Here is a 13,623-nt window from a genome sequence, read left to right as displayed (position 1 = left end):
GAGGCGCTCGATTAATATACCAAATCCGCGCCCTCCTGTCAACACCTTTTTTCATTTTTTGCGTCACTTTTTCTCATAAACTTTACGCAACAAGATCTGCTCTTTTCATTTCGTTACGACCACTATATATGTGCCCGTCCACCGGCCCGTTTGACCTTTTGAACAAGGCGCAGAAGGGCCGGGACGCCAAATCCCAACAGCAGATTGCCAAACAGCACTCCCTCGGAGGCCGCCCTTTGGGCGGTAAAATCGTCCGGGAACAGAAAGACAGCCCCCAGAAAGGTAAGCGCCACCACGACGGGGACCGACCACTTTCGCCCCTGCTCGCCCCAAAGTGTCTCCGACATATTCCGGCAGGCAAAGACCAAAAGTCCCAGCAGCGCCAGATCGCTGAACGCCCACAGGGCGACCACCACCGACTCCACCCGCTGGAAGGCTCCGTTTATGCCCACGCCCCGCGCTACCTCGAAGAAGGGCTCCTCCAGTTGTGCGGACAGATCGGGGCCCAGTTGGCCCAGCACGGCGAACTGAAGGGCCGCCATGACCAGGCAGCCTGCGGCCAGCCACCGCACGCAGCGCCGGCGGTCCCCCTCCACCACCGTGATCTGCCCGCCCAAAAAGGCCATAAAGACTCCCGCTCCGGCCACGCCTAGGGGCACCAGGGTGGCTGCGGCGGCACCGGGCAGGTCGGAGACCCAAACCGGCAGCACGTTTTCCGGCGTCAGGTCCTGGATGGAGACGGCCAGCACCAGCCCCAGGGCCAGGGCCAGAGCCAGATAGAACACCTCGGTCGCCCGGGTGAAGGCTGAGAGCTTTTTCCGCCCCATCCAGAGCACCAGCGCCAGCAGCACGGCCAGGAACACCGTGACCGAAGCGTTTCGGTATCCGGTGGCCAGCATGCGCTCCCCGTAGAGCCGGGCCTGGAGGCAGAGCAGGAAGAGGGCCCATATACCATATATAATAGTAAGCCCTCCGCCCAGGACCTTCCCCAGCACCGTCTGAAAGATCTGGGCCAGTCCGCTGTCCGCCGGGGCCGCGTGGAACAGCCCGCGGAAGATCCACCCCATGGCCAGCAGCACGGGGAAGGCCAGCAGTCCGGTCAGCCAGGCCCCCTCCCCCGCCGTGGCCGCCGTCCAGGTGGGCAGAGCCCGCACCATGGGGGACAGCAGGGCAGTAAAGAGCAGGACCAGCACCTGCCGGACGGATATTTTATCGCGGTCCAGAAGCGACCACCTCCTTATTTATCACTCTCCGGGCCCCTTTGCAGCGGGGCCTAGCCTCCGGCCACCTTGACCTGCACATTCACTGTGAAGGCCAGGCCCGGAAAGCCCTCCTCCCAGTCCTGCTCCAGCTCATCCTTGCGCCATGGGGCGGACAGGGCGGCGCGCTGCCGCAGGTTGAGGTAATCGGCCTCCAGCGCCCGGCTGTGGGAGAGGGCTGTCTCCATGCGCGTGCGGCAGAGGCGGGCCGTCTCCGCCTCCAGCCAGGCCAGCTCTTCCCGGCTCAGGGCATCTCCGCCCCGGACCTCAGCCAGGCGGGCCTCCACCTTGCACTTTACCTCCAGCCCGGCGAGTGCGCCGCCCCGGAAAATCGGCGTATAGCCGGTCCGCACGCCGGTGAGGAGCAGGGCCACCCGGGCGCCGTCCGGCGCGGCGCACTCCAGCAGTCCGCCGTCGGCCCGCCCCAGCAGGAGATGGATCCCATGAGCCTCTTCTCCCGCCGCCCAGCCGCACAGGGCCCCATCCCGGAAGAGGGCGTACCCGGCGGTGCTGACCGTCGTGTCCCCCTCCGCCCCGTCGCCGGGCCGGGAGGGCCCCTGGGCCAGTGCAGGCAGGAAGGTGGTCCCGCTCCGGGCCAGGTCCACCAGGGCCTCCCGGGCGGTACGGGGCAAGGTGGCGGCACCCTGATCGGCGTTAGACTCCATGGCGTCCAGCCGGTCGTCCACGCCGCCGCTCTCCTCCCCCCCGAAGAGCACATCGGAAGCGCTGCCTCCCCGCACCACCCAGAGTCGGGCCTCCAGCCGCAGCTCCGGGTCCCGGGCCATCAGGGCCAGCAGGTCGTCCAGGCCCCGTTGGGCCAGGCCCTCCCCCACCACCACCTGCTCCACGTCGCCAAAGAACAGCTCGTCCTTGCCGTAGCTCTGCATCATGGTCCGGGCGGCGCTGACGGTGTCCGCCTGAGCGGAGAGGACCACGCCGGCCTGGCCGGGAGAATCCCCCACGGCGGGCCGCTCGCCGCTGGAGGCGGTGACCGCCACGCCGTCCAGGCGCTGGGTGGCCACGTCCACCCCCAGAGTCCGCAGCAGGACGGTGTCCTCAATCTCGTAGGCGTAGGGCAGGGCGTCCAGGGGGGCGCAGCCGGTGAGGGCGGCGCAGGCCGCGGCCGCCAGCAGCAGCCATTGGGCTCGACTCACTTCTGATTCCTCCTGTTCCGGATCTTGAGGGCGGCCTCCCGCAGCTTGGCCTTGGGCAGGGGCTGGCGCAGGACGGTCCGGCCCTCCACCTGCTCCCCGGCGTTGGCGGCGAAGGGGGTCAGGTAGGCCACGCCGAAGCTCTCGATGCCCGCCAGATGGAACACCAGCGCCGCCGCGCCCGCTGCGATGCCGAACAGCCCGCCCACGCTGGCGCAGAGGGCCAGCAGGAACCGCCACAGGCGCAGGGCGCCGGCCAGGTCCTGGGAGGGCATGGTATACCCGGCGATGCCGGCGATGGCCACCACGATGAGGACTGCGGGGGAGACGATGCGGGCCTCCACGGCGGCGGAACCCACCACCAGCCCGCCCAGGATGGACACGGTCTGTCCGATGGAGCCTGGCAGGCGCAGCCCCGCCTCCTGGATGATCTCAAAGGCGATGAGCAGGATGAGCACCTCAAAGATGGAGGTGAAGGGCACGTCCTGCTTGGCGGCGATGATGGAGAGGGTGAGCTTGGTGGGGAGCATCTCGGGGTGGAAGGTGACGGCGGCGATATAGAGGGCGGGCAGGAACAGGGTGGTCAGCATGCACAGGTAGCGCAGCACCGTCAGCATGGAGGCCACCATCCAGCTCTGGGCCTTGTCCTGGGGGGTCTTGAAGAACTGGCTGATGGTGCCGGGGACCAGCCACCCCAGGGGCAGACCGTCCACCAGGATGCCCACCCGTCCCTCCACCACCCCGGCGGTGAAGCGGTCGGGCCGCTCTGTGGTGGCCACCAGGGGGAAGGGGGTGTGCAGGTCGTCCACGATATACTCCTCCAGGTTTCCGGTGGCGATGAGGGCGTCGATGTCGATGGCGTCGATGCGCTGCTCCACCGCCTTCACCAGCTCCGGATTGGTCAGCCCCTCGATCCACAGGATGTCCACCGGGGTGACGGTCTGGCGGCCCACCAGCAGCTCCTTGATCTTCAGGCTGGGAGCGCGCAGGCGGCGGCGGACCAGGGAGGTATTGGTCCGAATGGACTCCACGAAGGAGTCCCGGGGCCCTTTGAGGGGCGGCTCGTTCTCCGGCTCGGAGACAGAGCGCTTCTCCTCAGTGCCGGTATTGAAGGAGAGGCAGACGGATTCCCCGGGAAAGAGCAGCAGGCAGTTTCCGCCGATGAGGTCAAACACCGCCTCGTCCATGGTGGTCCGCTCCTCCACGCTCAGGTTGTAGAGGGCGCCGTCCCGGATGCGCCCGATGGCGCCGGCCAGGTTCCCCACAGCCAGGGCCTTGTCCTGGGCCAGGGGCCGCAGCACATAGTCGCTTACCCGCTCCATGCGGACCATGCCGCCGATGTAGCACAGGGTGAGCTTCTTTGCCGGGTCGCCCCCCAGGTCCACCGCCCGGTGGGAGAAGTCCACGCAGCCGTCAAAGACCTGCTCCAGGCTCTCCAGGCACAGGGGCAGGTCGATCCGGGGCTCCCGGCGCGGATGGGGCGGCACGGGAATCTTCTCCCGTCCAAAAAAGCCCATGGGTCCGGCCTCCTTTCCCGGGTATTTTCTCCGGGCGCCCGGAAAATATACCCGCCAAAGGGGCGGGCCAATTGTGAAGTGGTCCAAAAATCCTGAAAATGATTTAGCTCCCCATAGACAATGTTAGGCCCCGGGAGTATAATGTAGATGTTGTGGATTGGAGCATCAATTTCGCCCGGAGTCGGGAAGCTCCGGCGGAGACAGGAGGCTTTACCTGAAATGGCGAAGATCATACGAAAAGAGAGACTCAACCCCACCGTCACGCGGATGGACGTGGAGGCGCCGTTAATCGCCAAAAAGGCGCAGCCGGGGCAGTTCGTCATTCTGCGGGTGGATGAAAAGGGAGAGCGTATCCCCCTGACCATTGCGGACTACGACCGGGCGGCGGGCACCGTCACCATCATCTTCCAGAAGGTGGGCCTGACCACCGAGCTGCTGGACGGCCTGGAGGCGGGGGACGACATTCTGGACTTTGTGGGCCCGCTGGGCACGGCCACCGAGGTGGAGCCGGATGTGAAGCGGGTGGCGGTCATCGGCGGCGGCGTGGGCTGCGCCATCGCCTTCCCCCAGGCCAAGGCCCTCCACGCCCGGGGGGTGCAGGTGGACGTGATCGCCGGGTTCCGATCCAGGGACATCGTCATCCTGGAGGATGAGTTTAAGGCCAACTGCGACCGCTTCTACCTCACCACCGACGACGGTACATACGGAGAAAAGGGCCTGGTGACCGATAAGCTGAAGAGCCTGATTGACGGCGGGGCCAGCTATGACCTGGTCATCGCCATCGGGCCCATCATCATGATGAAGTTCGTGTGCAAGACCACGGAGCCCTATGGTATCAAGACCCTGGTGAGCCTGAACCCCATCATGATCGACGGCACCGGCATGTGCGGCGGCTGCCGGGTGAGCGTGGGGGGCCAGGTGAAATTCGCCTGCGTGGACGGTCCGGACTTCGACGGCCACCAGGTGGACTTCGACGAGCTGATCACCCGCAACGGGGCCTACCGGGAGCGGGAGGCAGAGACGAAGCAGAGCCATCTGTGCCGTCTCCAGCAGTGGAAGGAAGGGGTGTGAGGACATGGCGAACCTGAGCCCGACCAAGGTACCGGTCCCCGAGCAGGACCCCAACGTGCGCAATCACAATTTTGAAGAGGTCAACCTGGGCTATACCCCCGAGATGGCGGTGGAGGAAGCAGGGCGCTGCCTCCAGTGCAAAAAGCCGGCCTGTGTGGCGGGCTGCCCGGTGAACATCCAGATCCCCGAATTCATCGCCAAGGTGGCGGAGGGGGACTTCCAGGCGGCCTATGAGATCATCCATCAAACCAACGGTCTGCCCGCCGTGTCCGGCCGGGTCTGCCCCCAGGAGAGCCAGTGCGAGAGCCTGTGCGTCCGGGGCAAGAAGGGGGAGCCGGTGGCCATCGGCCGACTGGAGCGGTTCGTGGCCGACTGGTACCGGAACAACGTGCATGCGAAGCCGGAAAAGCCGGCGTCCAACGGCGTCAAGGTGGCGGTGGTGGGCTCCGGCCCTGCCGGGCTGACCTGCGCGTCCGACCTGGGCAAGCTGGGCTACCAGGTCTCCATCTTCGAGGCCTTCCACACCGCCGGCGGCGTGCTGGTGTACGGCATCCCCCAGTTCCGCCTGCCCAAGGAGATCGTCCAGCACGAGGTGGAGGGCATTCTGGACCTGGGGGTAGAGCTGGACCTGGACACCGTCATCGGCAAGACCATCACCATCGACGAGCTGTTTGAGATGGGCTACCGGGCGGTGTTTGTGGGCTCCGGCGCGGGCCTGCCCATGTTCATGGACATCCCCGGCGAGACCCTGAGCGGGGTGTACTCGGCCAACGAGTATCTGACCCGGGTGAACCTGATGAAGGCCTACCGGGAGGAGTACGACACCCCCATCAAGAAGAGCAAGTCCGTGGCCGTGGTGGGCGGCGGCAACGTGGCCATGGACGCCGCCCGGTGCGCCAAGCGGCTGGGTGCGGAGCACGTCTATGTGGTCTACCGCCGCAGCGAGGCGGAGATGCCGGCCCGTGTGGAGGAGGTCCACCACGCCAAAGAGGAGGGCATTGAATTCCACCTGCTCAACAATCCCCGGCGCATCCTGTCCGACGGCAAGGGGGCCGTGGCGGGGATGGAGTGCATCCGCATGGAACTGGGCGAGCCGGACGAGTCCGGCCGCCGCCGCCCGGTGGAGGTCCCGGACAGCGCGTTCGTGCTGGACGTAGACACGGTAATCATGAGCCTGGGCACCACGCCCAACCCCCTGATCCGCTCCACCACTCCCGGCCTGGAGACCAACCGGAAGGGCTGCCTCATCGTCAACGAGGAGACCATGCAGACCACCCGGGACGGGGTCTATGCCGGCGGCGACGCCGTCACCGGCGCCGCCACCGTCATCCTGGCCATGGGCGCCGGCAAAAAGGCCGCCGCCGCCATCCACCAAGCCCTGAGCAAATAAGCTTCTTTCCCCCGGCCGCGCCGCCCGAACAGCGGCGCGGCCGTTTTTTCCGAAATAAGGGTTGATTTTCCCACTGAATAGGATATACTAAAACCCGTTATCGACGATAAACACCTTACATATGAAGATAAAGGGGTCCCGAACATGCAATTTCAGGTAAACGACAGCAAAAACGTCACCATCCAGGTGGGAGACCGCTATTTCGCCCGCAACGCCATCCAGACCCACTTCGTCCAGATCGGCGAGAACTACATCGACCTGGTGAAGCGGTACGTGGCCCCCCTCTATCAGGAGGGGGACATCCTCTCCATCAGCGAAAAGATTGTCGCCCTGTGCCAGAAGCGGGTGGTATATAAGAAGGACATGCGCCTGAGCTGGCTGGCCAGGTTCCTCAGCAAGTTCGCCATGCACTCCGAGGCGGGCATTGGTGTGGACAGCCCCTGGAAGATGCAGTTTGCCATCGACCACTGCGGGACCCTGAAGGTCATCTGGGCGGCGATCTGCGCCGGCGTGGGCAAGCTCTTCGGCAAGCACGGCATTTTCTACGACATGGTGGGCCAGGAGATCACCGGCCTGGACGGTTTCTATGACCACGTGTTCGACGTGTACGGTCAGTTTGGCATCCGCATCCCGGAGAATTCCTCCGGGGTCTGCGACGAGATTTACGCCGCCACCGGGGTAAAGGCCATGATCGTGGACGCCAACGACCTGACCCGGGACCTTCTGGGCAAGGCCCAGGCGCTGGAGGAGCCCGAGGCCGATCTGCTGGGCATGATCCGGGACAATCCGGCAGGCCAGTCCGCCCAGTGCACCCCCTTCATCCTCATCCGGCCCATCGCCGCGGAAGAGGTGGAGGCCTGCGAGGCCGCCCGGGTCCAGACCGTGGAGCTGGACCCCAAGACGGTAACCACCGCCGGCGGCGAGGCGTGAGCCAACGCACTTCCGCTTAACAGGTACGGGAGCGGACGGATTCGTCCGCTCCCGTTTTATTCCTCGCCCCAGTCGGCGTATTCCGCGCGGATGTAAGGCAGCTCCAGCTTGCTCCCATCCTCCTGCTCCTGATAGGATACATCCCGGAGCGTCCCATAGGCCGTGAAGCGGTCCCCCTGCAAAATACGGGGGTCATCCAGGGCCCCGCCGCCGTAATAAATCTCTGCCTGCCGTCCGCTCCCCTCCAGCTTCAGGATCAACGAGGCTCCCAGCGGATCTCCGTCCGACAGTTCGGTCACGCGCCCTTTCAGGACCACGGGCGTGTCCCGAAACTCCTCCGGACGGCGCACCATGGTCTGGTAGTCAAATGGAACGCAGGACGCGAGATAGGCCGCCCGTTCCGCCGCATACGCCTCCCGGTGGACCGCCGCCAGCCGGTCAGTCTCCTCCTTGGCCGCTCCGCCGACTTCCTCTACGAAACAGTCCTCCAAGCAAAAGATATCTCTGTTCCGCATCAGGAGCCCGCTTACGATCACGCTCTCCCCGTCCTGACAGGCGGCCAGGACCTCCGGCAGATTTCCCGTCAGCGTTACCGTGCCCAATTCCGCCCCGTTTCGCTCGTTCCGGACGGAGAAGCGGTCGCTGCTCCAGCTTTCCCCGGAGGAGTAGACCCGCTTGGCGATCACCACCGCCGTGCGGACATAATAGGAATCCTTCTCTTCCAGTTCCTCCGCCTGCTCCTGCAGAAGGAGGTAATCCGTCAGAGGAATGTCCGCCGCTTGCTTCAGGCGGGCGGTCTTCCAGGCCTCCGCTTCCGCCTGTGCCCGTTCCCGCGCCTCCTGTCCGGAAAACAGAATGCGTCCTTTGGACAGATACGGGTGGTGTATCCCTAGGTTCCATTGACCCTCCACCGCCACATAGTCGCCGATCCGGCAATCCTCCGGCAGATCCTCCGGATAGATTTTCAGCCTGTCCGCGCGGCCCTCTTCTTCCTGACACACGTAGTAGTTGAGCCGATCTACAAAATAGATGGCCTGAGAGTCCATCCGACCAATCCGGCCCACGATGCGCACCTGCTCTCCCCGATGGGCGCTGGGATAGCGCATCAGCTCCACATAGTCCATCCAGGCCGGCTCCGGCGAAGACGCAGGCGTCGCTTCCGGTGTCGGCTCCTGACGGTCGGTCTTCAGGGCTGTCTGGTTCAGATACCCCGCCAGATAGAGCGCCGGCGAACGCAAGAAGGAGAATCGCATACCCGCGGCCAGAACCAGACAGAACAGGCAGACGCCCAGTACTGCCGGCCATACATTGTTTGGATTGCGCATGTCACACCTCCCTTTTCTTTTTAGTATAGCATACGTTTTCGACCGTTAGAAGCCCCCCTCTCGCCGATAAAACGCACTTTTTGCGTTTGCGCCTTGTCTTTCCACGGGATTTGGGCTATACTGAAGGTGATTTTGGCGTCTGCCCGTCCTGAAGCGGGCGCGCAGGAAGCGGAGATGATTTTATGGAACTGCAGAACTTTGATCAGATTTTAGAGCGGGTCCCCAAGATGTCCCGTCCCATGCGTGTGATCCTGGCCGGTTCTGACGGCGAAAACATGCTCAAGGGCATTTTTGCCGCGCAGGAGAAGGGGTTGGTGCAGCCGGTGCTGGTGGGCGACCGGGCCCGTACCATGACCGTGCTGGAGCGGCTGGGGCTGGACAAGGAGCCCTATACCATGGTGGATACACCTCCGGGACACAACGTCACCCAGGCCGCCATCGACATCATTCATTCCGGCGACGGCGACGTGCTGATGCGGGGCAATATGCCCACCCGGGAGTTTCTGATGCCGGTGCTGGACGGCAAAAACGGCCTGCGGACCGACCGGCTGATGAGTCATGTGTCTCTGGCCTCCCTGCCGGAGTACCCCAAGCTGCTGGCTCTGTCCGATATGACGGTCATCATCAACCCCAACCTGACCCAGAAGAAGGCCATCATCCGGAACACCGCCGACGCGCTGAAGGCCTTCGGCTATGAGAACCCCAAGCTGGCCCTGCTGGCCCTGGTGGAGAACGTGACCTTCCACATGCCCGACACCATTGAGGCCCAGCGCCTGGTGGCCGAGCAGAAGCAGCGGCCCTTTGCCGACTGCGAACTGTGGGGCCCCATCGCCTACGATCTGATCCTGAGCAAGGAGGCCGCCCGGCTGAAGGACTACGACTGTCCCTGGAGCGGCGGTGGGTTTGACGGCATCATCGCCCCCGACCTTTCCACGGCCAATACACTGGTGAAGAGCTGGCTCATCCACGCCCACGCGGTGACCTGCGGCGCGGTGGTGGGGGCCAAGGTGCCCATCGCGCTGACCAGCCGCAGTGCCAACGAGGAGGAGACCTACCTCTCTCTGGTGTTCTGCGCCGTGCTGGACGCATGGCGGAAAAAGAATCGGTCCGCGGAATGAGGGGACTGCAAACTGCCCGGACCTTTCGGTCCGGGCAGTTTTTGGGTGCGGGGCAAGGCTCCCCGAGGCCGCCCGGTAGCCGAAGAAGTCGGAATCTTAGGAGGGATACTGTGGACCTTACCTGTTACCTGGCGCTTCCCCAGCAGGCCGACGGGGCGGCCTTTGACGCCATGATGCGCAATTGGCGCGCCTGCGGGGGCCGCCTCCATCCGGCATTATCTCAATCACACCAACCTCATCGACGGCGGTCATCTGGCATACGGCATCGCGCCCGCCCACCGCGGAAAGGGGTATGGAACGCGGATTCTGGCGCTGGCGCTGCAAAAGATGAAGGAGATGGGCATCCGGAGGGTGCTCATAACCTGCGACGCCAGCAACATCCCCTCGCAAAAGGTCATCCGGTCCGGCGGCGGCAGGCTTGAACATGAGACTCTGGATGAGGACGGTGTCCCCATCCATCGGTATTGGATCGACAACTGACCGAGGCCGGAGGAGCTCGCTCCTCCGGCCTCTTTCTGCGCACCCGCGCAACCCCCGCGCCCGTGCCGGGACTCCGTGCAAGGAGTTCTATTTCTCCTCCTGGGTTTCCTCCGCCTCGGCCGCTTCCAGATAATCGCTGAGAATCTTGATGATGAGATTGGAAACGCTGCGGCGCTCCCGGGCCGCTTGGGCCTCCAGGCGGGCCTTAAATTCATGGGTCACTCTGCAACTGATCTGGGTGTCCGTTTTTGCCATATCTCCTGCCTCCATTTGCTATACATTGTATAACGATGTATCTCAAATGTGTTGACTGTCTTTGTCTGATTTTGTTATACTTTGTATGTCATTTGGTTGAATGCTTTATGGGAGGGAGCGTATGGACATCCACCTGATCTCAGAAGCCCGATATCAAAATCTCCTGGCCATCATCGCCCATCAAAATCATACCACGCCGGAGCGGGTCGAGGCCGACCTGGATGCCGCCCTCCAGTCCGCCTGGGCCCACTCCGGCTCTCTGCCCCAGAGCCGGCGACCGCCCCCGTTCGACCGGTTCGAGCGGCGGCCCACCGTCCGGGAGTTTATCTCTGTCCTTGCCGAGCGCATGACCTAAGTATGCCCCTTCACCCCGTTGGGGATGCCTCTCCTGTCATCCCGTCCGGGCTGTTTTCTCCTCACCCTCTTTTCCAGCTCGCACACCGCCACTGGGGCCACCGCCAGGGCCAGCACGCACAGCCATTCGGCCGCGTCCATGGGCACGGTGTCGAAGACCAGCATCAGCGGCGGGAAGCACAGCACCGCTAGCTGCATGGCCAGGCCCGCCAGAAAGGCTCTGTTCATGGCCTTATTGGAGAACACCCCGATTTGGAACAGGGAGTGGTGTTCGCTGCGCACGTCGAAGGCGTGGAAGAGCTGGCAGAGGGTCAGCGTGGCGAAGGCCATGGTGTTGGCCACGCCGTCGGCCTGTCGCAGGGGGGCCAGCACGTGCTCTCCCAGCATGTAGGCGGTGAGGGTGAGCCCCCCCACCATGAGCCCCTGCCAGGCCAGCCGGAAGGCAAAGCCCCCGGTAAAGAGGCTTTCGTGGGCGTTGCGGGGCGGCTGGTCCATGACCCCTTCCTCCACCGGCTCCACCCCCAGGGCCAGGGCAGGCAGGGAGTCGGTGACGAGGTTGAGCCACAGGAGCTGCACCGGCACCAGAGGCATCTGCCGGAAATCCAGCACCGTGGCGAAGAAGATGGTGAGGATCTCCCCGATGTTGCAGCTAAGCAGATAGTGGATGGCCTTTTTGATGTTGGCGTAGATGCCCCGGCCCTCGGCCACGGCGGAGACGATGGTGGCGAAGTTGTCGTCGGTGAGGATCATGTCGGCGGCCCCCTTGGCCACGTCGGTGCCGGCGACCCCCATGGCGCAGCCGATGTCGGCGGCCTTGAGGGCGGGGGCGTCGTTGACCCCGTCGCCGGTCATGGCCACCACCTTGCCCCGGCGCTGCCAGGCCCTGACGATGCGCATCTTGTGCTCGGGGGACACCCGGGCGTAGACCGCGAACTTCTCCACCTCCCGCTCCAGCATTTCCTGGGGCATGAAGTCCAGATCCTCTCCGGTGATGGCCAGGTCTCCCTCCCGGCAGATACCCAGCTCCCGGGCGATGGCCACCGCCGTCAGCCTGTGGTCGCCGGTGATCATAATGGGTCGGATGCCGGCGGCAAAGCACTTTTCCACCGCCCCCCGCACCTCCGGCCGGGGCGGGTCGATCATGCCGACGAGCCCGGCGAAGGTAAGTCCCTGCTCCAGGGTGTCGGCGTCCAGGGCGGCCGGCGGCGCGGGCAGGTCCTTGAAGGCGGTCCCCAGTACCCGCAGGGCCCGAGAGGCCATATTCTCGTTGGCGGCGGCGATTTGCCGGCTGAGGGCGGGGGTGAGCTCCGCCGTCCCCGCCGTCCCCAGCGCCTTTTTGCACCGGCGCAGCAGCACGTCGGGGGCTCCCTTCACCATCACCCGTACTCCGCCGCCGGGCAGGGGGTGGACGGTGGACATGAGCTTGCGCTCCGAGTCAAAGGGCAGCTCGCCCCGGCGGGGCGACTCCCGCTCCAGGGCGTTTTTGTCGATGCCCTCCTGCCAGGCGGCCCGGACCAGAGCGGTTTCGGTGGGGTCCCCGGCGGCCAGCACCTCCCCGGACGGAGAGAAGGACAGCACCGCGTCGTTGCACAGCGCGGCGATGGTGAGGGTCTGCGCCCGGTGCTTCTTTCCCGCCGTCCACACGTCCACCACCGTCATCCGGTTCTGGGTGAGGGTGCCGGTCTTGTCGGAGCAGATGACCCCGGCGCAGCCCAGGGTCTCCACGGCGGGGAGCCGCTTGACGATGGCGTTGCGGCGCGCCATGCGCTGCACCCCCAGGGCCAGCACGATGGTGACGATGGCGGGCAGGCCCTCGGGAATGGCGGCCACTGCCAGGGAGACGGCGGTCATGAACATGTCCAAAATCTCCTTGCCCTGGAGGAGTCCCACCCCGAACATGACGGCGCAGACGCACAGGCAGACAAAGGAGAGGGTCTTGGAGATCTCGGCCATCTTCCGCTGGAGGGGGGTGGCGGCGGTCTCCTCGTCCATGAGAAGTCCGGCGATGCGCCCCACCTCGGTGTTCATGCCGGTGCCGGTGATCACTGCGGTGCACCGGCCGGAGGTGATGACGGTGGCGGCGATGACCATGTTGCTCCGGTCGGCCAGGGGGGTGTCTGGGGGCAGGCGGTCGGCGGGGGCCTTGGATACCGGCGCCGACTCCCCGGTCATGGCCGACTCGTCGGCCTTCAGGTTGGCGCACTCCAGGACCCGGGCGTCGGCGGGGACCAGGTCCCCGGCCTCCAGCCGGATGAGGTCGCCGGGGACCAGCCGGGCGCTCTCCACCCGGACGTTTCTGCCGTCCCGCACGGCCTTGGCCATGGGGGCGGACATCTTCCGCAGGGCCTCCAGGGCTTTTTGGGCGTTGTCCTCCTGGGAGATGGAGATGAGGGCGTTGACCACCACGATGACCAGAATGATGACGGCGTCGATCCAGTCCTCTCCCCCGCTGGCCCAGAGGGACAGGGCGGCGGCGGAGAGCAGCACCAGGATCATGGGGTCCTTCATCTGGCCCAAAAACCGGTCAAAAAAGCCCTCCCCCTCCTGGTGCTCCAGCTCGTTGGGCCCGTATTGCTCCAGCCGCCGCTGGGCCTCGGCCTGGCTCAGGCCCCGGCGGCGGTCGGAGCCCAGCTCGTCCAGCACCTGGACGGCGGGCTTGGTGTGCCATGCGCTCATAGGTATCCTTCCCTTCTTATCCCTTGTCCATCCTTGGTACGGCCCAGTATAGCCCCCCGCTTGTCCGGGATACAAGGGAATGGTGACGGACGATTAC

General features: G+C 65.0%; 12 protein-coding genes. 6 read left to right on the top strand and 6 right to left on the bottom strand.

Features of this window, described 5'->3' with window-relative positions; all coding sequences use genetic code 11:
• Positions 1 to 122: 122 nt before the first annotated feature.
• The 3 genes from B3H64_RS06795 to B3H64_RS06785 all read right to left on the bottom strand — a co-directional run bounded on the left by B3H64_RS06795 (position 123) and on the right by B3H64_RS06785 (position 3,927).
• Positions 123 to 1,208 (bottom strand): GerAB/ArcD/ProY family transporter, encoded by a 1,086-nt coding sequence (locus tag B3H64_RS06795; RefSeq protein ID WP_278320003.1) that lies wholly within the window; start codon positions 1,206 to 1,208, stop codon positions 123 to 125.
• A 65-nt stretch (positions 1,209 to 1,273) separates the two neighbouring features.
• Complete coding sequence (locus B3H64_RS06790; protein ID WP_050617567.1) at positions 1,274 to 2,413, bottom strand: Ger(x)C family spore germination C-terminal domain-containing protein; 1,140 nt, start codon at positions 2,411 to 2,413, stop codon at positions 1,274 to 1,276.
• Positions 2,410 to 3,927, bottom strand: a complete 1,518-nt coding sequence (locus B3H64_RS06785) for a spore germination protein (protein ID WP_050617566.1) — start codon at positions 3,925 to 3,927, stop codon at positions 2,410 to 2,412. Before B3H64_RS06785 ends, B3H64_RS06790 begins: the two co-directional genes overlap by 4 nt.
• A gap of 219 nt (positions 3,928 to 4,146) precedes the next feature.
• Between B3H64_RS06785 and B3H64_RS06780 the strand changes: the two genes are divergently transcribed.
• The 3 genes from B3H64_RS06780 to B3H64_RS06770 all read left to right on the top strand — a co-directional run bounded on the left by B3H64_RS06780 (position 4,147) and on the right by B3H64_RS06770 (position 7,318).
• Positions 4,147 to 4,998 (top strand): sulfide/dihydroorotate dehydrogenase-like FAD/NAD-binding protein, encoded by an 852-nt coding sequence (locus B3H64_RS06780; protein ID WP_050617565.1) that lies wholly within the window; start codon positions 4,147 to 4,149, stop codon positions 4,996 to 4,998.
• Between the two features lie 4 nt (positions 4,999 to 5,002).
• Positions 5,003 to 6,388 carry an NADPH-dependent glutamate synthase gene (gene gltA / locus B3H64_RS06775; protein WP_050617564.1) on the top strand — a complete coding sequence of 462 codons (1,386 nt, stop codon included), beginning with the start codon at positions 5,003 to 5,005 and terminating at the stop codon, positions 6,386 to 6,388.
• Positions 6,389 to 6,532: 144 nt separating this feature from the next.
• Positions 6,533 to 7,318, top strand: a complete 786-nt coding sequence (locus B3H64_RS06770) for a F420-0--gamma-glutamyl ligase (protein ID WP_242853681.1) — start codon at positions 6,533 to 6,535, stop codon at positions 7,316 to 7,318.
• A 56-nt stretch (positions 7,319 to 7,374) separates the two neighbouring features.
• Here B3H64_RS06770 and B3H64_RS06765 read toward each other — a convergent pair whose 3' ends face one another.
• Complete coding sequence (locus B3H64_RS06765) at positions 7,375 to 8,643, bottom strand: hypothetical protein (RefSeq protein ID WP_286733973.1); 1,269 nt, start codon at positions 8,641 to 8,643, stop codon at positions 7,375 to 7,377.
• A gap of 182 nt (positions 8,644 to 8,825) precedes the next feature.
• On the opposite strand from B3H64_RS06765, the gene B3H64_RS06760 reads away from it, so the two are divergent.
• Both B3H64_RS06760 and B3H64_RS06755 read left to right on the top strand, forming a co-directional pair.
• Entirely contained in the window at positions 8,826 to 9,761 is a 936-nt protein-coding gene (locus tag B3H64_RS06760) for a phosphate acyltransferase (RefSeq protein ID WP_050617561.1), read from the top strand.
• 180 nt (positions 9,762 to 9,941) lie between these two features.
• Entirely contained in the window at positions 9,942 to 10,241 is a 300-nt protein-coding gene (locus B3H64_RS06755; protein WP_349676166.1) for a GNAT family N-acetyltransferase, read from the top strand.
• Positions 10,242 to 10,328: 87 nt separating this feature from the next.
• Here B3H64_RS06755 and B3H64_RS06750 read toward each other — a convergent pair whose 3' ends face one another.
• On the bottom strand, positions 10,329 to 10,496 hold the full coding sequence (locus tag B3H64_RS06750; RefSeq protein ID WP_154666638.1) for a toxin-antitoxin system HicB family antitoxin: 168 nt from the start codon (positions 10,494 to 10,496) through the stop codon (positions 10,329 to 10,331).
• Between the two features lie 121 nt (positions 10,497 to 10,617).
• Between B3H64_RS06750 and B3H64_RS06745 the strand changes: the two genes are divergently transcribed.
• Positions 10,618 to 10,851, top strand: a complete 234-nt coding sequence (locus B3H64_RS06745; protein WP_238073105.1) for a sporulation initiation factor Spo0A C-terminal domain-containing protein — start codon at positions 10,618 to 10,620, stop codon at positions 10,849 to 10,851.
• On the opposite strand, the gene B3H64_RS06740 is transcribed toward B3H64_RS06745, so the two are convergent.
• Positions 10,848 to 13,526, bottom strand: a complete 2,679-nt coding sequence (locus B3H64_RS06740) for a calcium-translocating P-type ATPase, PMCA-type (RefSeq protein ID WP_286733967.1) — start codon at positions 13,524 to 13,526, stop codon at positions 10,848 to 10,850. The two genes, B3H64_RS06745 and B3H64_RS06740, sit on opposite strands and share 4 nt — an antisense overlap.
• Between the last annotated feature and the right edge of the window lie 97 nt (positions 13,527 to 13,623).

Origin of the sequence: Intestinimonas sp. UBA1698 (assembly GCF_002320075.1) — a bacterium.
GTDB lineage: Bacteria > Bacillota > Clostridia > Oscillospirales > Oscillospiraceae > Intestinimonas > Intestinimonas massiliensis.
The sequence above is the reverse complement of the archived record's forward strand: the minus strand, read 5'-3'. Positions and strand labels throughout refer to the sequence as shown.